The sequence below is a fragment of the Frankia sp. AgB1.9 genome, from assembly GCF_016786355.1.
In the GTDB taxonomy this organism is placed as follows: Bacteria; Actinomycetota; Actinomycetes; order Frankiales; family Frankiaceae; genus Pseudofrankia.
The window spans coordinates 7,524-26,490 of sequence record NZ_JADWYX010000070.1; the positions used below are offsets into that span (position 1 = coordinate 7,524).

General features: G+C 73.7%; 15 protein-coding genes and 1 riboswitch. Of the genes, 9 read left to right on the top strand and 6 right to left on the bottom strand.

The features are described from left to right. Positions 1-1,856: FxSxx-COOH system tetratricopeptide repeat protein (gene fxsT, locus I6A60_RS25265; RefSeq protein WP_203055709.1), on the bottom strand; the 1,856-nt coding region annotated here is incomplete at its 3' end. Positions 1,857-2,792: 936 nt separating this feature from the next. Between fxsT and I6A60_RS25270 the strand changes: the two genes are divergently transcribed. Both I6A60_RS25270 and I6A60_RS25275 read left to right on the top strand, forming a co-directional pair. Further along, complete coding sequence (locus I6A60_RS25270; RefSeq protein ID WP_238436197.1) at positions 2,793-3,191, top strand: resolvase; 399 nt, start codon at positions 2,793-2,795, stop codon at positions 3,189-3,191. After that, complete coding sequence (locus tag I6A60_RS25275; protein WP_203021995.1) at positions 3,188-3,640, top strand: hypothetical protein; 453 nt, start codon at positions 3,188-3,190, stop codon at positions 3,638-3,640. The genes I6A60_RS25270 and I6A60_RS25275 overlap by 4 nt, the downstream gene beginning before the upstream one ends. A 195-nt stretch (positions 3,641-3,835) precedes the next feature. Here the strand turns inward: I6A60_RS25275 and I6A60_RS25280 are convergent, their stop codons facing one another. Then, positions 3,836-4,291 (bottom strand): PPOX class F420-dependent oxidoreductase, encoded by a 456-nt coding sequence (locus I6A60_RS25280; protein WP_203021994.1) that lies wholly within the window; start codon positions 4,289-4,291, stop codon positions 3,836-3,838. 159 nt (positions 4,292-4,450) lie between these two features. On the opposite strand from I6A60_RS25280, the gene I6A60_RS25285 reads away from it, so the two are divergent. Further along, positions 4,451-5,458 carry an ATP-binding cassette domain-containing protein gene (locus tag I6A60_RS25285; RefSeq protein WP_203021993.1) on the top strand — a complete coding sequence of 336 codons (1,008 nt, stop codon included), beginning with the start codon at positions 4,451-4,453 and terminating at the stop codon, positions 5,456-5,458. Next, a complete protein-coding gene (locus I6A60_RS25290) occupies positions 5,455-6,297 on the top strand; it encodes an ABC transporter permease (protein WP_203021992.1) in 843 nt (280 codons plus the stop codon). The genes I6A60_RS25285 and I6A60_RS25290 overlap by 4 nt, the downstream gene beginning before the upstream one ends. Positions 6,298-6,387: 90 nt before the next feature. Here I6A60_RS25290 and I6A60_RS25295 read toward each other — a convergent pair whose 3' ends face one another. Then, positions 6,388-9,546, bottom strand: coding sequence for a BTAD domain-containing putative transcriptional regulator (locus I6A60_RS25295; RefSeq protein ID WP_203021991.1), 3,159 nt, complete (start codon positions 9,544-9,546; stop codon positions 6,388-6,390). 360 nt (positions 9,547-9,906) lie between these two features. Here I6A60_RS25295 and I6A60_RS25300 point away from each other — a divergent pair, with 360 nt between their 5' ends. Continuing rightward, the gene (locus I6A60_RS25300; RefSeq protein ID WP_238436198.1) at positions 9,907-10,572 is read left to right on the top strand and encodes a hypothetical protein; all 666 of its coding nucleotides are present in this window, start codon (positions 9,907-9,909) and stop codon (positions 10,570-10,572) included. Positions 10,573-10,606: 34 nt separating this feature from the next. Then, complete coding sequence (locus I6A60_RS25305) at positions 10,607-11,215, top strand: DUF2993 domain-containing protein (RefSeq protein WP_203021990.1); 609 nt, start codon at positions 10,607-10,609, stop codon at positions 11,213-11,215. A gap of 113 nt (positions 11,216-11,328) precedes the next feature. Here I6A60_RS25305 and I6A60_RS25310 read toward each other — a convergent pair whose 3' ends face one another. The 3 genes from I6A60_RS25310 to cbiE are packed head-to-tail and all read right to left on the bottom strand — an operon-like array spanning position 11,329 to position 14,295. Beyond that, positions 11,329-12,147 carry a cobalt-precorrin-6A reductase gene (locus I6A60_RS25310; RefSeq protein ID WP_203021989.1) on the bottom strand — a complete coding sequence of 273 codons (819 nt, stop codon included), beginning with the start codon at positions 12,145-12,147 and terminating at the stop codon, positions 11,329-11,331. Beyond that, complete coding sequence (gene cobM / locus I6A60_RS25315; RefSeq protein ID WP_203021988.1) at positions 12,135-12,887, bottom strand: precorrin-4 C(11)-methyltransferase; 753 nt, start codon at positions 12,885-12,887, stop codon at positions 12,135-12,137. Before cobM ends, I6A60_RS25310 begins: the two co-directional genes overlap by 13 nt. Positions 12,888-12,924: 37 nt before the next feature. Beyond that, on the bottom strand, positions 12,925-14,295 hold the full coding sequence (cbiE, locus tag I6A60_RS25320; protein WP_307873858.1) for a precorrin-6y C5,15-methyltransferase (decarboxylating) subunit CbiE: 1,371 nt from the start codon (positions 14,293-14,295) through the stop codon (positions 12,925-12,927). Between the two features lie 124 nt (positions 14,296-14,419). Next, positions 14,420-14,511: riboswitch (cobalamin riboswitch) on the top strand. A 114-nt stretch (positions 14,512-14,625) separates the two neighbouring features. On the opposite strand from cbiE, the gene I6A60_RS25325 reads away from it, so the two are divergent. From I6A60_RS25325 to I6A60_RS25335, 3 genes are all read left to right on the top strand, one after another. Beyond that, positions 14,626-16,785: a VWA domain-containing protein gene (locus tag I6A60_RS25325; RefSeq protein WP_238436208.1), complete on the top strand. Its 2,160-nt coding sequence runs from the start codon at positions 14,626-14,628 to the stop codon at positions 16,783-16,785. Beyond that, on the top strand, positions 16,785-17,399 hold the full coding sequence (cobO, locus tag I6A60_RS25330; RefSeq protein WP_203022049.1) for a cob(I)yrinic acid a,c-diamide adenosyltransferase: 615 nt from the start codon (positions 16,785-16,787) through the stop codon (positions 17,397-17,399). Before I6A60_RS25325 ends, cobO begins: the two co-directional genes overlap by 1 nt. Positions 17,400-17,466: 67 nt before the next feature. Next, the gene (locus I6A60_RS25335; protein ID WP_203022050.1) at positions 17,467-18,915 is read left to right on the top strand and encodes a cobyrinate a,c-diamide synthase; all 1,449 of its coding nucleotides are present in this window, start codon (positions 17,467-17,469) and stop codon (positions 18,913-18,915) included. Positions 18,916-18,967 lie beyond the last annotated feature (52 nt).

Sequence of the window (18,967 nt, forward strand, 5' to 3'; positions counted from 1 at the left end):
GCCACCGCCAGGTTGTTCAGGCCGGTCGAGACCTCTGGGTGGTCGGGGCCGTAGACGGCCTCGGCGATGGCCAGCGCCCGCTCGAACAGCGGCAACGCCTCACCCGCCCGGCCCAGGTCTTGCAGCGCCATCGCCAGGTTGTTCAGGCAGGTCGAGACGATGGAGTGGTCGGGGCCATAGACGGCCTCGGCGATAGCCAGCGCCCGCTCGAACAGCGGCAACGCCTCGGACACCCGGCCCAGGTCTCGCAGCGCCACCGCCAGGTTGTTCAGGCGAGCCGAGACATCTGGGTGATCGGGACCGTCGACGGCCTCGGCGATGGCCAGCGCCCGCTCCAACAGCGGCAACGCCTCCGCAGGCTGCGCATGCTCCCGAAGATAGACAGCGGTCCGGGCACACAACCACACGAGCGCACCCACCGCAGCGTCATCCCCGTCCCGCAGCACCTCGAAGAGGTCCTCGGCCTGGGCCACGACCGCGCGCACGTGGGGCAGCAGCGCCCGCCAGCGCGGCCAACTCTGCGGAGCACGCCCGATATTCCCAGGCAGGTCCGCGCGCAACAGCCCCAGCAGCACCGCAACCCGCGCAGCCCGCTCCTGACGGCTCATCGGGCGCACCGTCGTCGCCGCGACCATCCGATGCACCTGGACAGCCCCGTCATCGCGGGTCGCGAGGCTGAAATCGACCAGCGCGCCCACCGTCTCCGCGAACGCCAACCGATCCCCGACCACTGCACCCAACGGGCCGTCGCCCACCAGCTCCGACCGGCCCTCGAACAGATCGAGCGGCAACGGATCAGGCGCACACAACGCCACCATCTCCAACAGCTCCACCGCCGCCGGCACACTCGCCGCCAGCCGGCTGGTCGACATCTCCCACAACGTCGCCACCGTCACCCCAGCCCGCTCGGCCACCACCCCCCGCCCGATCACCTCCTCCAACCGATCCACCAGCAGCCCCGCCAGCCCCGTCAGCGACATCCCGGTCTGCTCACAGAACGACACCGCCTGCTCCAACGCCAACGCCAAATCACCCAACAGCCCCGCCACCCGATCCGCCACCACCGCACCCGCCCCCGGCAACCGACCCAGCAGAAACGCCACCGACTCCGCCCGCGCCAACACCGGCACCGCCACCGTCACACCCAGCCCATTCCACCCACCACGCCGCGACGTCACCAACACCCGACCCCGCCGATCCACCGGACGCAACGACGCCACCGCCGCCACATCCTCCGCGTTGTCCAACACCAGCAACCACGCCCGACCCCGCCGCCGCAACGCCGCGAACACCGCCGCCGGCTCCGCCCCCGCCGCCAACCCCAACGCCTCACCCAACTCCGCGAGATACCCCGCGATCAACTCCGGCTGCTCCGCCGACACCCACCACACCACGTCGAACTCGTCCTGATGCCGCCACGCGAACTCCACCGCCAACGCCGTCTTACCCACCCCGCCCAAACCCGCCAACGCCACCAACGACACCACCGAACCAGCCGTCAACCGCCCCTCCAACTCCGCGAGCTGATCCTCACGGCCAATGAAATGCGCCAACCGCGCCGGCACGTTCCACACCACCGACTCCCCACCCACAGCCACCACCGGCGCGAACAACCAATGCGCCGGAAACTCCTCCCGAGCCGCCGCCCACAACCGCGCCCGCCAATCGGCCACCTTCCCCTGAGCCAGAAGACGACCCACCTCCCACCACCACGTCTGCGCCGACACCGAGCCACCCCACCCAGGCTGCGCCGACACCTCCACCCCCACCAACTCCACCAACCGACGCGCCGACCCCGAGTCCGCGAACATCTCCGCGAACGCCCGCACGTCCCCAGCCGACAAACCCTCGTCCACCACCAGCCACCCCCCGACGGCCCAACCGCACCAGAACACCAGAGAAGATCGTCGCCAATTATCTGTACGGTTTCAAGGGCGGCCTTCGGCCGCCGCGCCGTGCCGCCGCACACGCCACGCACGGGCGGGGCCCCGTCATCCCGCCACGCCACGGGGGCCCCGCCTCGCTTCGCTCGGCACCCCCGGACGTGTCGGGCTGCCACCCCGCCCGCGCGTGTCGGAGACGTCGGCCCGTCGCTGATGACCGGGAAGGCCATCGCGGATTCCGCCAGTACACCCGCGATCCGATCCGCCGGACGCCCACGCGAGACCGCCGGTAGCAGCCTGCACCAGGCGCGACCAGAGGGCCGACGTCGCACGGCGCGAATGGCCCTGCGCAGCGTCGCACGGCGGGTATCTGTGGGTTGCCCATTCCCCGGCTGTGCCGATTGTCTAACGGCCTGGCGACGGTATCAAGGGCGGGCTACGCCCGTCGCTACGCGATCACCCTTCGGGCGACCCTTGACACCGCCACCATGCCGCTAAGTGCGGCACCTATGGGGGATGGGGGAGGCTGAATGGGAGGGCCGAAGACAGCCGCTCCAAGCCGTCTACCTGGACGGCAACAGAACGAGCCGGACGCTATCAGCGCGTGAAGAAAGAAACGCCACGCGGCCAAGAAGCCCCACGCCGCACGGCGCGGAAATACCCGCCAGGGAAAGCAAGGAATGTTTCACGTGAAGCCAGGAAAGCGAATCCGTGCCACCTCCAGCCGGCCGGTAAATGTTCGCTATTTGGCCGGACGAATTCGTCGAATCGGCTGCACAGTGCAAGCCGACCGGGTATTATGAGAGACGAAAGATAAATCAATAAGGCGGCCCGGGATGGTGTTACCAGCACCAATCCCGAGCCTAAATCCCAAACCTGCGCGAACAGGAGTGGAATCTGATGTCGAGTATGTCAGATGGGGTACGGGCCGTGTGCTTCGCCCGTCGCGGAGTCGGAGCCGCTTCGCTGGCCGACCAGCGGCAGGCGTTCGAGACCGAGTGCGCCCGCCGTGGCTGGATCGCGGGAACCGTGGTCTGCCAGCTCGGACGCGGCGGAGGCGACGGCCGCACGTGGGCAGCGGTCCGCCGGCTGGTCCGGACCCGCCGGGCGGACGTCGTCGTGGTCGACACGTTGGAGACGATCGGCGCGACCGAGCGCGAGATCGCCCAGGAGTTGGTGTTGCTGCGGCACGCCGGCGTCCGCCTGCTGATCGCCGAGTTCGGGTGGGACACCGCCGACGCCACGTCGTTCGGCCCGCTGGTCGCCGAGTTCGGCGCGAGCGTCTCCCTGACGGCGGTGGCCGCATGAGTAGCTGGCCGCTGGTCCGCGTCGTCGTCCTTCCCGACAACGGCTACGGCCTGGAGATCCTCATCGGAGCCACCCCCGCCGAGATCGCCACCGTCGCGGCGGGACTACCCCCGGCAGCGTTCGTGGGGCACACGTCGCTGGACGGCGGGACCACGCTGCTGTTCCGGCGGTTCCCGCGCGGCGTGCCCGACCCGTCCGCACCCGACACCGCCCACCAGGCCGACCCGGACGGGCCGACCCTGGCCGAGGGCTGGATACCCGACGTCGCCGGCATGCCCGACCGGGGTCTGACCCCGTACCAGGTCGCGGTAGGAACACTCATGACCGCCACCAACGACCCAGCCATCGGCGCCCGCCTCTTCGGACTCATCCAACGCGAAGACCCCAACGCCGTCATCGCACTCGCCGACGTCGTCCGCCCCCCGGGCTGCCACTGCCCACCCCACTAAACCAATCATCACACCAAGTCACTTGTCCTACATGAAAGGTGCGCAGGAATAAAAGGTGCAAATTGGGGCATGGGTCGCCAGTTTCCCTGCGCAACGAGCGATCAGCGGGTTCGGGGGCCTGGGTGGTCGCCGATGATCGCCGGTTGGGTGGGGAAACTGGCGTTGCCGGGAGCGGCGCCGGCCTTGCGCTCGGTTCTATTCCGGGCTGGACGCGGTTTCCGGGCTGGACGCGGTCTCCGGCTCGGGGGCGGGTGCAGGGGCGGCGAGGGTGATGACGATGCCCGTGTCGCCGTAGGGGAATGGGCCCTTGCCCAGGTGGCCGACCGTGTTGAAGAACTTCGTGATATGCACCATTACGCCGTATTTCGACCGAACCTTGGTCTGGATCGCGTCGAACTCCGGGCCGGCCTGGGCCAGCTGGGCGGTTCCGTCGACCGGAGTCGTGTCGGCCTTGACGCGGCCGCGGTTGTCCGAGGGCTGAACGGTCACCCGGGGGTTGTTCTGGAGCCGCTTGTACTTGCCGGAGGCGGACGACGTCCAGAAACCGACCCGACCGTCGTCGAGTGACACGATCCAGGTCGGCGTGGAAACGCCGGAACCGTTTTTGCGGAAAGTCGTGACCGCTACGTACTTCTCGTCGCTGATCGTCATGGCGCCGAAGTCTAGGACCCCGGCCAGCGGGGGCGGCCGCGGCCGCGCGAAGGCGCGCAGGTGCCCGTGAAACCACCCTGAGGCCACCGTGAAACCGGTGGGTCCCAGAGTTGTTCCCAGAGGCCGGCCACACGGGAGCGGTCCGGAAGGAGCACCTCCATGACAGCCGCCGTCCACGCACGTGGCCTGGTGAAGACGTTCGGTGACCTGCGGGCCGTCGACAACATCGACCTCGACATCGGGGAAGGCGAGATCTTCGGCGTTCTGGGCCCCAACGGGGCCGGCAAGACCACGATGCTGAAAATGCTGGCGACGCTGCTGACGATCGACGAGGGTGAGGCGTCGGTCTTCGGCGTCGACGTCCGCCGCGAGCCGCACCGGATACGTCAGCTGATCGGCGTCACCGGCCAGTACGCCTCCGTCGACGAGAACCTCACCGCCACCGAGAACCTGTGGATGTTCGGGCGCCTGCAGGGCCTCGGCTCGCGTCAGTCGCGGGAGATGGCCGCCCAGCTGCTCGAGCAGTTCGACCTCACGGACGCGGCGAGCAAGCGAATCTCGCAGTTCTCCGGCGGCATGCGCCGCCGGCTCGACCTGGCGGCGAGCCTGATCACCCGCCCGCCGCTGATCTTCCTCGACGAGCCGACCACCGGCCTCGACCCCCGGACCCGCGGGCAGATGTGGGACACCATTCGCGGCTTGGTCGCCAGCGGGTGCACGGTCCTGCTCACCACCCAGTACCTCGACGAGGCCGACCAGCTCGCCGGCCGGATCGCGGTGATCGACCGCGGCCGCAAGGTGGCCGAGGGCACCCCCGACGAGCTGAAGACCTCGGTGGGCAACCTGACGCTGCGGCTGCGGCTGGCCTCGGGCGCGGACACCTCCCTGGCCACCGACGTGGTGCGCCGCCAGCTCGGCGAGGAGCCGGTCGTCACGCCCGAGGCCGGGCAGCTCAACGTCGCGCTGGAGACGTCCGACCGGGTGGCCGACGTGCTGATCGGGCTGCGCCAGGCCGGCGTCGAGATCGCCTCGGTGGGCGTCGACAAGCCGACGCTCGACGAGGTCTTCCTCGCCCTCACCGGCCACGACGCCGGCGAGGGCGAGCAGCCGGACACGACCGTGCCCGGCCAGGCGCAGGAGAAGACGCCACAGGAGGTGGCCCGATGACCACGATCACTGTCGAGCCTCGGACCACGATCACCATCGACCCCCGGGAAGCGGTCGCCCGCTCCCATCCCCGAGCCACCCCGGTCGACACGCTGCGCCAGACCCTGGTGATGGCCTGGCGGGCCACCAAGAAGATGCGCCGCAACCCGGAGCAGTTCTTCGACGTGACCCTGCAGCCGATCCTGTTCACGGTGATGTTCGCCTACGTCTTCGGCGGGGCGATCTCCGGGAACGTGAAGAGCTACCTGCCGCTGATGATCCCCGGCATCCTCGCCCAGACCGTGCTGACCTGCTGCATGGCCACCGGCGTCCAGCTGCGCGAGGACATGGACAAGGGGGTCTTCGACCGGTTCAAATCGCTGCCGATGGCCCGGATCGCGCCGCTGGCCGGGCCGATGGTCGCGGACCTGATCCGGTACGCGATCGCGTCGACGCTCACCTTCACGATGGGCATCGCCATCGGCTACCGCCCCGGCGGTGGCGTGCTCGGGGTGGCCGGCGCGATCCTGCTGGCGATCTTCACCGGCTGGTCGCTGGCCTGGGTCTTCACCTTCTTCGGCACCATCGCCCGCAGCGCGCAGAGCGTCCAGGGCATGTCGATGATGATCCTGTTCCCGCTGACCTTCCTGTCGAACGCGTTCGTGCCGGTCGACACGCTGCCGGGTCCGCTGAAGGCGTTCGTCAAGGTCAACCCGGTCTCGCACCTGGTCTCGGCCGACCGGGACCTGGCCAACCACGCGCACGTGTCCGCCCAGGTGGGCTGGACGCTGGTGGCCTGCCTGGTCGTGATCGCGATCTTCGCCCCGCTGTCGGTGCGCAGCTACAAGCGTCACCTCTGAGCCTTGCGAGCGCTGGCCGCTGAGGTCGCTCCGTGTCCGGCAGCCGGGCACGGAGCGACCTCCCGGTCGTGGTCCGGTGCCGGTCCGCGGTCAGCCGAGCTGGTCGACGGCCCGCCAGGCCTGCGCGACCAGGGCGGGGCCGGGCTGGTCGCCGTACTCCGCGCGGAACGCCGCTATCGAGCCAGGCCCCCGCTCCTCGGCGCAGGGCGCGATCTTGTCCCAGGACATGGTCGGGATCATGCGGCTGTAGGAGAAACGCTCAGCCAGCACCAGGAGGCGCACGGCCTCGGCCGCGGGAACGGCAGACCGCAACAGCCCCCAGGCACCAAGCGCGAACAGCGCCATGCCGCAGACCGGGAAGTCGAGATGGACGCCTTCCAGTCCCAGCGCGCCCAACGTCCTGGCCCGGCAGGACGCGAACAGTTCGGCGCCGTCGGCCTCGTCACTGGAGGTCCCGTAGTACGCGAACGCGGTCAGCATGCTCGCGTCCGCGAACAGCAGCCAGGGCTCGACGCCGGTCGACTGGTGGCCTGGGAAGGCGAAGGCGCGCAGGCGCGCGGACGAGGCCCGGTAGGCCGCGAGCCCGGCAACCGCGTCGCCGCGTGCCAGCGCGATCTCGGCCTCGGCGGGGCCGAGCGCGAGCAGCCCACCGAGGATGGCGTCGGAGCCCTTGAGCTGCTCGATCTGGTCGAGGTAGGCCGACGCCTCGTCGAGGTGTCCGGTAGCCACCGCGGCGAGCGCGACCACCGAATGGAGCTGGACCAGGTCGTCCGTCGCGCCGAGCCGGGCGAGCACCGGAATCGCGGCGCGGGCGTGGGGCACGGCGGCGACCGGATGGCCCAGCTGCATGTGGAGAGCGGCCAGGTGGGCGTGCAGCATCGCCGCCAGCCAAGGACCGTCGAAGTCCTCCCGCATCAGGGTCAACGCGCGTTCGGCCCCGTCGATCGCGCTCATCGGGTCACCGGCGTTCTCGTGCAGATGGCTGCGCCACTGCAGGGCGGTGATCGCCACGGACGGGTCGGTGGACTCGGCCAGCTCGTCGAGCCGGGTGCCGAACGGCTCGCCGACGTTCGGGTCGTGCGCGAGGAGAACCGTGACCATGGCGTTGATCCGCGGGTCGCCGCGCTCGTCCGTCCCGAGGCGGACGAGCAGGTCGTGGATCGTCGCATGCGCCTCGCCGGACGCCCCGATCATGGCGTTCTGCAGCACGATCACCAGCGCGGCCCGGGTGGCGTCCGCGAGCTCGGGAGGTGGCAGCCAGCCGGCCACGGTCTCGGCGACCGAGCCCGCGAGCACGAACACCCTGGGGTGCTCCCCTCGCACGGACCACAGCCCGCCCAGGCCGCACAGCAGCTGGACGGCTGCCTCCGGGTCGGCGCCGGCGAGCGCCTGGCGCAGCACGTCCGCCAGGTTGGTCTCCTCGGCGTCGAGTGCGTCGATGCCGTCGAACTGGTGCGCGCCGAACATCCGCTGGGCCGCCGCGCTCGCGTAGTCGACCGCCCAGGCCCGCAGCGCGGCCAGTGCCTGGTCCTGCTCGCCGGCCTGCGTGAGGCGCATCCGGCCGAACTCGCGGACGGTCTCCAGCATCCGGTACCGCACGCCCGCGGTCGTCTCGACGACGGTCAGCAGCGACTGGTCGACGAGCGCCTGCACGGCGCCCAGCGCGTCCGCGCCGAGAACCTGCTCCGCAGCCGTCAGGGTGACCCCGTCCTGGAAGACCGACAGCCAGCGCAACGCGCGGCGTTCGCGCTCCTCCAGCAGGTTCCAGGACCAGTCGATGACGGCGATCAGGGTGCGGTGCCGGTCCGGCGCGTTCCTGACCCCGCCGCGCAACAGGGCGAACCGGTCCTCCAACCGTCGGCTGATCTCCTCGACGGACATCACCCGAGCCTTGGCCGCGGCGAGCTCGATGGCCAGCGGGAGACCGTCCAGCCGCGCGGCGATGTCCATGACCGCGTCCTCGGGAAGCTGGACCTCGGGCCGCGCCGCGACGGCGCGCTGCCGGAACAGGTCGGCGGACTCCAGCGGGCCGAGCTCGCTCAGCGGATAGACCCGCTCCGCGCTGATCGCCAGGGGCGCCCGTGACGTGGTGACCACCCGCAGGTCGGCCGCGGTGGCGACGAGGAACGCCACCAGGTCGGCGACGGCGTCGACGAGATGCTCGCAGTTGTCGAGGATCAGCAGGCTGGGCGCCGCGCTGAGGTGCTGGGCGATCCGCCCGCGCACGTCGGCGAGCTGCTGGGGGGTCAGCGTCCGGCGCCCGTGCACGGAGTCGCGCACCCCCAGCACGGAACCGACCTCACCGATCACGTCGTCCGGCGAGGTGACACCGACCAGCCCGATGAAGTGCACGACCGGCTGGTCGGCCGACCGGCCGAGCGCGTGCGCCAGCCGGGTCTTGCCCAGCCCGCCCGGCCCGACGATCGAGACCACGCGGGAGGTGCCGACCAGCGCCCGCAGCCGTCGGAGGTCGTCCGCGCGCCCGATCAGCGGGCTCGTGTCGTAGTGCAGGCCCATGCGGACCGGCCGATCGAGGTGGAGCAGCTCCCGGTGCACCCGTTCGAGCGGCCCGCCGGGACTGACGCCGAGGCGCTCGCGCAGCTCGGACCGGTAGCGCTCGTACCGGTCGAGCGCCGCGCTCGTGCCGCGCACCGCCGCCTCGCTGCGCAGCAGGCACGCGAGCACGGCCTCGTCAGACGAGTCCCGGTCGAACGCGTCGAGGAGGCGCGGCAGCGCGGACTCGTGCTCCCCGGTCAGGCTCAGCACCCGGCCGAGCAGCCCGGCCAGCTCGGCCCGGTGCGCCGCGGCGTCCCGCCGCAGCTCCGCCAACGGGCGGCAGTCCTCGTCTCGTGGCTCCACCAGCGTCTCGGCCAGCGCCAGCGCCTCGGCCGCCGTCTCGCGCGTCGCGGCCAGGTCGTCGGCCGCGAGCAGGCGCCGCGCCCGCCGGGTCAGGTCGCCGAGCCGCAGCGCGTCGACCTGCTCGGACGGCACGCCTAGCCGGTAGCCGTGACCGTCGCGCACGACCGCGTCCTGGCCGCACTGCGACCGGGTGCGCGAGATCAGGACCTGCAACGCCTTGCCGGCGTTGCCTGGCTCGTTCTCGCCCCAGATCACCTCGGCCAGCCGTTCGCTCGGCACGGCCTGACCTCCGCCGACGACCAGCGCCGCCAACAACGCCTGCGGACGCTCACCGACCACGGGCCGGCCACGCCAGCGCACGCCGTCGAGAACGGTCAGGACAAACGGCACCCCCTCAGTCTAGGGACGCCCGACAAGCCGGCGGAATTCACGCGACGGCCACCGCCGGGCCACACTCGGGCCGCGGCGACAGGAGCGAACAGTTTCCTTGATGGGGTTGGCGGCCGCCAGGTTGATATGGCGACGGCCTGAACCAGCCCGGCTGCCGCGGGCCGCGACACCGTCTCGGGCTCCTATGCGCCTCACATGTTTCCGGGATGGCGCTCGCACGCAGAGCTGGTGGTCTTTGCGTTGCCGGCAAGGGAAACGGGCGTAGGTCCGCCTGGCCCGCGGATTGCGGTCCCGTCGGCTGTCTCCCGGGGCTTCCGGGAATTCCGTCGATCACCAGACCTGAAGGCAGGCGTCCACCCCATGACGATGAACGCTCCGATCCACCGAGGTCTCGCCGTGGCCACCCTGGCCAGTGCGGCGCTGCTGTCACTCGCCGCGTGCCAGCCGGCGGTATCGACCTCGCTGGCCGAGGCGTCGGTGACGGCGTCGCCCGCCGCCGATGCGACGTCGGCTCTGCCGGCCGACCCGGCGACGGACGGATCCGACCCGACGACCTCGCCCCCGGCGAGCGCGTCGGTACCCGCCGAGACGACTCCCGACGCGACGGTGACCCCCGTGCCGACGGCCGCGTCCGGCACCCCGAGGCCCCGAATCCCGGCCGGCCGGGGCACGGGTGGACCGGGCTCGGAGACCATCACGATCACGTCCCCGGTCGCGGTCGCCGGTCACGTCGACACGACCGTGACCTGCGGGGTGAGTGGCAACCACTACACGGCCTCGGCGAGTGCCGTGGTGCAGGGTTACACGGTCACGGAGACCGTGGTCGCGGCGAACTATCACGCGCCGGGCACCTACACGATCCTGGTGACGGTCTCGTTGACCATCCCGGGCGAGGGCCGCTACGTGATCACCGCCGTTCCGGCCAGCGCTCAGATTACCGACACCGGCGGCTCGGTCTCGTTCTCGGCGACTTCCGACGGCGGCCGCACGCTGGCCGGTTCCATCGCGTGGGCCTGCTCGGCCTAGCGGCATGTACCCGGTGATACCCGACGGACAGCTCGTGGCCGAGCCGGACGCCGCGACGGCCGGCGGCGCTCGGCGCTGGCGCTTGCTCGTGACGCTTCCGCTCGTCGTCGTGCTCGGCCTGCTGCTGGCCGACCGGCTGCTGGTCGGAGTCGTCGAGCACCGGCTGTCGGCCCGGCTGTCCTGCCTGGGCGCGCTGACCGGGACCCGGTCGGTGCACATCGGCGGATTCCCGTTCCTCACCCAGGTGGCCGAGGGGCATTACCGGGTGGTGACGGTGACGGCCGACGGCGTCGGCGCGTCGTCCCGGCTGACCGACGTCGACGTGACCTTCCACGACGTCCGGATGCCGCCGTTGGCCGGCCTGGTCGGCCAGCCGGCACCCGGCTCGGTCTCGGTCGGCTCGGTCTCGGTCGAGGCGACGGTCACGCTCGGTTCCGCTGGTCTGGCCGCCAGTCTCGGTGCGGGGGGAGGGCTGCTCGACGCGGCGGGCTCGGGCCAGCTGGACGACCCGATCGTGAGGTTGGGTGGCCTTCCCTTCCCGGTCCACATCAAGGGCGTCCAGCCTGTGCCCGGCGGGGTGCGTGTCGCGCTGTCGGTGCCGGGCACGGCGGTCAGCGGCGGCGCCGTGGGCTGCCAAGGCTGACCGGCGTCGAGGCCGCTGGATGGCGTCAACCCACGCCGAGTCCTACCAGGTGGTCGCAGATTCGGACGGGGCTCGACCACCGGGTAGGGCTCACCGCGCCGGCCAGCGGATGATCATGGGCGGAGCGGGCGGGCAGCGGGGTCTTGGTCCTCGCCGAGTGCGCGCAGTGCGGCGACGACTCCGGCGACGTTCGACCAGGTGGGTGGTGCCGGGTCGGTCGCCGCCGGGCGGTCGACCATGACGACCGGCAGGCCGAGGGCTCGGGCCGCGTCCAGCTTCGCCGCGGTCAGGGCACCGCCGCTGTCCTTGGTCACCAGGACCCGGACGCCGTGGTCGCGCATCAGCCGGGTCTCGCCCTCGACCGTGTACGGGCCGCGGTCGAGCAGCACGGTGTGCCGGGGCGGCAGCACGTCGGTCGGCGGGTCGACCGCCCTGATCACGTAATGGCGGTAGGGGTCGGCGGCGAACGGCGCGAGCTGGCGGCGGCCGGTGGTGACGAACACGGCGCCGCCCGGCGGGCACAGGGCGCGAGCCTGGTCGGCCGCCGTCCGGAGATCCGCGACGCGGTGCCAGCCGTCGCCGGGGCGCTCGGTCCAGCCCGGCCGGGCCAGCCGCAGCAGCGGCACTCCGGCGCCCGGCTCGGCTGGCCGGCCGCCGTCGGGCGGCCCGACGCACACGGCGATGGCGTGCGCGGACATCGTCGCGGCGAACGGGTGGGTGGCGTCGACGACGACCTCGATCGCGCGGTCACGCAAGAAGGCACGCAGCCCGGCGACGCCGCCGAAGCCGCCGATCACGGTCTCGCCGGCGGGCAGCGCCGGGTCGCGGACCCGGCCGGCGAGCGAGGTGGTGACGGCCATCCCCGGCTCCTCGACCAGCGCGGCGGCCAGGTCACGGGCCTCCCGGGTGCCGCCGAGGATCAGGACACGCACGCGCGGTCTCGTTCCACCGAGTACAGGTGGCTGTCCCGGAAGCCCTCGGCCGCCAGCGCGGCGCCGACGATGATGACCGCGGCCCGGCGAATCCCGGCGGCCTGGACGGCGGTGGCGATGCCGTCGAGCCGGCCGCGCAGCACGACCTGGTCGGGCCGCGACGCCCACGCGACCACGGCGACCGGGGTGTCCGCGCCGTAGACCGGGAGCAGCTCGGCGACGACCGCCTCGATCCGCTGGACCGACAGGTGGATGACCATGGTCGCCTGGGCGGCGCCGAGCGCCGCGAGCGTCTCCCCGGCGGGCATCGCCGAGGCGTTCTCGCTGGTCCGGGTCAGCACCACGCTCTGCGCGACGCCCGGGACGGTCAGCTCCCGGTTCAGCTCGGCCGCCGCCGCCGCGTACGCGGAGACGCCCGGGCAGACGTCGTAGCGGACGCCGGCCGCGTCGAGCCGGCGCATCTGTTCGGCGACGGCGCTGAACACCGACGGGTCGCCGCTGCACAACCGGGCGACATCCTGCCCGGCGGCGTCGGCCTCGACCAGCTGGCCGACGATCTCGTCCAGGGTCAGCCGGGCGGTGTCGACCAGCCTGGCGCCAGGTGGGCAGTGCGCCAGCACGGCCGGGTCCACGAGGCTGCCGGCGTAGAGGCAGACCGGCGACGCGGCGATCAGGTCGCGGGCGCGCAGCGTGATCAGATCGGCTGCGCCGGGCCCGGCGCCGATGAAGTGGACGGTCATCGCGTCGCTCCCTTTTTGCTTGCTGCTGCTGGGACGGTCATCGGGTCTGCGGCGCCGGCGCGGTGTGGACCCACTGGGTGACAGGCAGTGCCGGCCGGAACGCGGTGAACGAACCGACCGGCTCGGCATGGGAGATCGCGATCCGGCGCAGCCGGCCGCCGGCGCGGCGGTGCCAGTCCGCGAGCACGGCCTCGGTCTCGATCGTGACCGCGTTGGCGACGAGGCGCCCGCCGGGCCGCAAGGCCGCGAGACAGGCCTCGATGACCCCGGCCACGCTGGCGCCGCCTCCGACGAAGACGGCGTCGGGCCTGGGCAGGCCGGCGAGTGCCGCCGGCGCGCGGCCCTTCACGACGCGCAGCCCGCCCGCCGCCGTGGCGAGGCCCGCGGTCTGCTCGACGGCGCCGGCGAGCCGTTCGGCGTTCGCGCGCACGTGGGCGGCCCGGTCGGCCCGCGGCTCGATCGCGACCGCCCGGCACCGGCGGTCGGCGCGTAGCCATTCGGTGGTGATGCCGCCGCTGCCGGCCCCGACGTCCCAGAGCAGCTCGCCGGGTGCCGGAGCGAGGGCGGCCAGGGTTACGGCCCGGACCTCCTGCTTCGTCAGCACGCCGTCGGTGGCGAACGTGTCGTCGGGCAGCCCTGGCACCCGGCTGGCCACCGCCGGGCCCTCGTGTGCCGGGTCCGGTCCGCAGTGGACCGCGACCATGGCGAGCCGGTCGTGTGGCGGTACCCCGGGCCCACCCGGATGGCGCCCGACCCGCTCGCGCGGGCCGCCGAGGCGTTCCAGCACGGTGAGCTCGGCGTCGAGGCCGCGCTCGGCGACCAGCCGGCCGACCCGGTCCGCGCCGTCCTCGTCGCCGGTGAGGACCAGCACCCGCGCGCCGGCGTGCAGCTCGGGGCCGACCGCGGCGTACGGCCGGCCGACCGCGCTGACGACGGCGACCTCCTCGACCGGCCAGCCGAGCCGGGCGCAGGCCAGCGAGATCGACGACGGGGCCGGCAGGACCCGGACCTGACCCGGGCCCAGCGCCCGCGCGAGCGTGCCGCCGACCCCGTAGTGCATCGGGTCGCCGCTGGCGAGGACGGCGACCCGTTGGCCGGCATGGCTGTCGGGCAGCGCCGCGGCGGCCGCCGCCAGGTCGCGGGGCCAGGTCTCGACGGCCCGTACCCGGCCGGCCACGAGGCCCAGCTGACGGGCGCCGCCGAGTACGACATCGGCGGCGGCGAGCGCCGCCCGGGCCGGCTGGCCCAGGCCGTCCCAGCCGTCCTCGCCGATGCCGACCACCGTCACGCCGAACGCACCGGAGCCGTCGACGGCTCCTTCGGCTACGGCGCCCCCGGGGACGGGCGCGGGCCCGGTGGGCTCGGGGCTGGCTGGCACAGGGCTGGCTGGCACAGGGCTGGCTGGCACAGGGGCGATTGTGCATGGCCGTGCCAGCCGCCGTCGCGCTGATCGCGGGACCAGGGCCAGCGGGTGTTCGTGGTCACTGTCCCTCGGGCGCCGTCCCATGGCACCATTCCTGCCAGGCGATACGAGGGGAACTCCGGTGCGGCGCTGGGCGCCAAGACCGGGGCGGTCCCGCCACTGTGAGCCGCGGCCGGTCCGGCGCGGTGAGCCAGAACACCTCGATCGCCCGCCCGTGGGCGGCAGTTCCCGGGCCCGTACGAGCGGCAGGCGCGGACACTGCCGGTGCGAGGTGGTGCGCGCGTGCCCCTGTTCCCCTTCAGCGCGATCGTCGGTATGGACGATCTGCGGCTCGCGCTTGTCCTGAACGCGGTCTGCCCCGAGATCGGTGGTGTGCTGGTCCGGGGCGAGAAGGGCACCGCCAAGTCGACGGCGGTGCGGGCGCTGTCCGGTGTGCTGCCGCCGGTCGCGGTGGTGGCCGGCTGCCGGTTCTCCTGCGACCCGGCCCGCCCGGACCAGGAGTGCCCTGACGGCCCGCACCCGGCCGCGGCCCCCGCCTCGCAACGGCCGACCCGGCTGTGCGAGCTGCCCGTGGGCGCCACGGAGGACCGCCTGCTCGGCTCCCTCGACATCGAACGGGCGCTGACCGCCGGCGTCGTCGTGTTCGAGCCCGGGCTGCTCGCCGCCGCGCACCGGGGCGTTCTCTACGTCGACGAGGTCAACCTGCTGCACGACCATCTGGTCGACCTGCTGCTCGACGCGGCCGCGCTCGGCGTCGCCCACGTCGAGCGTGACGCGGTGTCGGTCCGGCACGCGGCCCGGTTCCTGCTCGTCGGGACGATGAACCCCGAGGAGGGCGAGCTTCGGCCGCAGCTGCTCGACCGGTTCGGGCTGACCGTGCAGGTCGCGGCGCCGCGCGAGCCGGCCCTGCGGGCCGAGGTCGTCCGCCGCCGGCTGGCCTTCGACGCGGATCCCGACGCCTTCGCCGCCCGGTACGAGGACGCGGAGCGGGAGCTCTCGGCGCGGATCGCCGCCGCCCGCGCGGCGCTGCCCGCCGTCCGGCTGCCCGACCGGGAGCTGACCCGGATCGCCGCCGTCTGCGCCGCGTTCGAGGTCGACGGGCTGCGGGCGGACCTGGTGACCGCGCGGGCCTCGGTCGCGCACGCGGCCTGGGCCGGGCGGGCCGAGGTCACCGAGGACGACGTGCGGGCGGCGGTCGCGCTGGCACTTCCGCACCGCCGCCGCCGCGACCCGTTCGACGCGCCAGGCCTGGAGCCCGACGCGCTCGACGCCGCACTGGAGTCGGCCCGCAAGGAGCTCGACGCCCTCCCGAACGAGGACGACGAGGGCCAGGGCGACCCGAGCCAGGATGACCCAGGTCAGCACCAGGACCAGGGCGACCAGGGCCAGGACGCGACCCGCGACCCTGCGCAGCCCGCTGGACCGGACGGCCAGACCGATTTGGACAGCGACCCGGATCCCGGCGGCCCCGGTGGCGGTGCTCCGGCCGCCGGTGCGGACGACGAGGCCAGCCCCGCTGCCGACGGGCGAGCCGGAGACCAGGCGGCCCCGGCGCCACGGCCGGCCACCCAGCCGGCGGTAGGCGTGATCGCGCCCGCGGCGACGTTCCGCGCCCGGCGGCTGGAGGTGCCCGGCGTCGGCCGGGGCGTGCCCGGCCGACGGTCTCGCGCGGCCACCCCGTCCGGCGCCGTGGTCGGCGCCCAGGTCCCGGCCGGCCGGCTGCGCGACCCGCACGTCATAGCCACCCTGCTCGCGGCGGCGCCACACCAGCTGGCCCGCGGCCGCGGCGGGCCGGGGCTGCGGCTGCGGCCCGCCGACCTGCGGCAGGCCAGGCGGGAGGGCCGCGAGGGCAACCTCGTGCTGTTCGTCGTGGACGCGTCGGGCTCGATGGCGGCACGGGCGCGGATGGGCGCAGTCAAGGCGGCCGTGCTCTCCCTGCTGCTCGACGCCTACCAGCGCCGCGACAAGATCGGGCTCGTCACGTTCCGCGGCGAGGACGCGAGCCTCGCGCTCCCGCCGACGTCATCGGTGGACGTCGCGGCGACGCTGCTGGCGGACCTGCCGTCTGGCGGGCGCACTCCGCTGGCCGACGGCCTGCTGCTCGCGCACCGCGTGCTGGCCCGGGAACGGCTGCGCGACCCGAGCCGCCGGCCGCTGCTGGTCGTGCTGACCGACGGCAGGCACACCGCGGGGCCGCGGCCGGGCCCGGCCGCCCAGCTGTTGGCTCGCTCCGGCGTCGCCGCGGTCGTCATCGACTGCGAGACGGGACGGGTGCGCCTCGGCCTGGCCGGTGAGCTCGCCGCCACCCTGGGCGCCACGCTGCTCGGGCTCGCCGAGCTGGGCGCGTCCGGCACCGGGCCCGAGGCCGTTGGCCCTGGCGGGCGGCGCGGCAGGCCCGATCCCGGCGGCCTCGACTCCGCCGCGGCCGGCGCCGGGCTGGCGGCCACCGTCCGCGCGCTGCGGGACGCCGCCTGATGGCGCCGCAGGGCCAGGTCGAGAGCGTCCCCGCAGACGGGCTGACCACCCGGCAGCGGCGCAACCGGCCGCTGCTCGTCGTCCACACCGGCGACATGAAGGGCAAGTCGACGGCAGCCTTCGGGCTCGCGCTGCGGGGCTGGAACCAGGGCTGGCCGATCGGCGTGTTCCAGTTCGTCAAGAGCAAGAAGTGGAAGGTCGGCGAGGAGAACGCGCTGCTGGCGCTCGGCCGGCTGCACGAGCAGACCGGCGAGGGCGGGTCCGTCGACTGGTTCAAGATGGGCTCTGGCTGGTCCTGGACCCAGCGCGGCCCGCAGGACGACCATGCCGCGGCCGCCGCCGAGGGCTGGGAGCGGATCAAGGCAGACCTCGCCGCGCAGACCTACGGCCTGCTGGTGCTCGACGAGTTCACCTACGTCATGGAGTGGGGCTGGGTCGACGTCGAGGATGTGGTCGAGACGCTGGCCGCGCGTCCCGGCTTCCAGCACGTCGTGATCACCGGCCGCCGGGCCCACCCGCGCCTCGTGGAGATCGCCGACCTGGTCGTCGAGATGACCAAGGTCAAGCACCCGATGGACGCGGGCCAGAAGGGCCAGCGGGGGATCGAGTGGTGACCGCGCTCCTGCCGGTGCCGGCCGCGCCTCGGCCCAAGACGCCGCCGGTCGCCGCGCCGGCCGGGCCGTGAGGATCCCGCGGGTCGTCCTCGCCGCGCCCGCCAGCGGCGCCGGCAAGACCTCCATCGCCACCGGTCTGCTCGCGGCCCTGCGGGCCAGGGGGCTCGCGGTCTCGCCGCACAAGGTCGGCCCGGACTACATCGACCCGAGCTACCACGCGCTGGCGGCCGGCCGGCCGGGGCGCAACCTCGACCCCTGGCTCGTCGGCGAACAGCGGGTCGCCCCGCTGTTCCTGCATGGCGCGCTCAACCCCCGGCGGGCCGACGTCGCCGTCATCGAGGGCGTCATGGGGCTGTTCGACGGGCACGCGACCCGCGCCGGGTTCGGCTCGACGGCGCACGTCGCCACGCTGCTGGCGGCGCCCGTCGTCCTGGTCGTCGACGCGCGGTCGGCCGGGCGGTCGGTCGCGGCGACGGTGCACGGGTTCCGGTCGTTCGACCCGGCCGTGCGGATCGGCGGCGTCGTGCTCAACCAGGTCGGCACCGAGCGGCACGCCGAGATCCTGCGCGCCGCGATGGCCGAGATCGGCATGCCCGTGCTCGGCGTGCTCGGCCGGCGCCCCGACCTGGTCACCCCGTCGCGCCACCTCGGCCTGGTGCCTGCCGCGGAACGCGCCGCGCCGGCCAGGGACGCCGTCGCCGAGCTCGGCGCGGCGGTTGGTTCCGGCCTCGACCTGGACGCGCTGCTCGCGCTCGCCGCGACGGCCCCCGACCTGCCCGCCGAGCCGTGGGACGCGCGGGTCGCCGCCCTGGAGCCCGTCGGGTCGCCGGTGCCCGAGGGGCCGCGCCCGGTGGTCGCGGTCGCGGGCGGGCCGGCCTTCACGTTCGGCTACGCCGAGACGCCCGAGCTGCTGACCGCCGCCGGGGCCAAGGTCGTCGGCTTCGACCCGACCGTCGACGAGGTGCTCCCGGCCGGCACGTCCGGGCTGATCATCGGCGGTGGGTTCCCGGAGGTGCACGCGGGCGCGCTCGCCGCGAACGCCGCGCTGCGGTCCCGGGTCCGGGCCTTCGCGGCGACCGACGCTCCCGTCGCCGCGGAGTGCGCCGGGCTGCTCTACCTGAGCAGCGCGCTCGACGGCGCGCCGATGTGCGGAGTGCTCGGCGAGGTGACGGCCGCGATGACGCCCCGCCTGACGCTGGGCTACCGGGAGGCGGCCGCGGCCACCGACTCGGTGCTGGCGCCGCGCGGCTCGACCGTGCACGGGCACGAGTTCCACCGCACGGTCGCGACCCCGGCGGCCGGTGGCTCGACCGGCGGCGACGCGCATCGTGGTGCCGCCCCGGCCTGGCGCTGGCGGGACGCGAGCGGCAACGACGTCGCCGAGGGCTTCGTCCGTGGCGCCATCCACGCGTCGTACCTGCACACCCACTGGGCCGGGGTCCCTGGCGCGGCGCACCGCTTCGTCGCGGCTGCCCGCGCGGCCCAGCAGACCGAGGCCTTCCGTGCCGCGGGCTGAGCACCGGTCCGGCGATGCCGCGTCGGCCCGGCTGGGTGGCGGTGCGACCGGC

Bases quoted from the DNA above. Each gene is read 5' to 3' on its own strand.
- I6A60_RS25300 (WP_238436198.1), top strand. From the start codon at position 9,907: ATGACGATGAACGCTCCGATCCACCGAGGTCTCGCCGTGGCCACCCTG.
- cobM (WP_203021988.1), bottom strand. From the start codon at position 12,887: ATGACCGTCCACTTCATCGGCGCCGGGCCCGGCGCAGCCGATCTGATC.
- I6A60_RS25285 (WP_203021993.1), top strand. From the start codon at position 4,451: ATGACAGCCGCCGTCCACGCACGTGGCCTGGTGAAGACGTTCGGTGAC.
- I6A60_RS25280 (WP_203021994.1), bottom strand. From the start codon at position 4,291: ATGACGATCAGCGACGAGAAGTACGTAGCGGTCACGACTTTCCGCAAA.
- cobO (WP_203022049.1), top strand. From the start codon at position 16,785: ATGGCGCCGCAGGGCCAGGTCGAGAGCGTCCCCGCAGACGGGCTGACC.
- I6A60_RS25325 (WP_238436208.1), top strand. From the start codon at position 14,626: ATGGACGATCTGCGGCTCGCGCTTGTCCTGAACGCGGTCTGCCCCGAG.
- I6A60_RS25290 (WP_203021992.1), top strand. From the start codon at position 5,455: ATGACCACGATCACTGTCGAGCCTCGGACCACGATCACCATCGACCCC.
- I6A60_RS25275 (WP_203021995.1), top strand. From the start codon at position 3,188: ATGAGTAGCTGGCCGCTGGTCCGCGTCGTCGTCCTTCCCGACAACGGC.
- I6A60_RS25270 (WP_238436197.1), top strand. From the start codon at position 2,793: ATGTCAGATGGGGTACGGGCCGTGTGCTTCGCCCGTCGCGGAGTCGGA.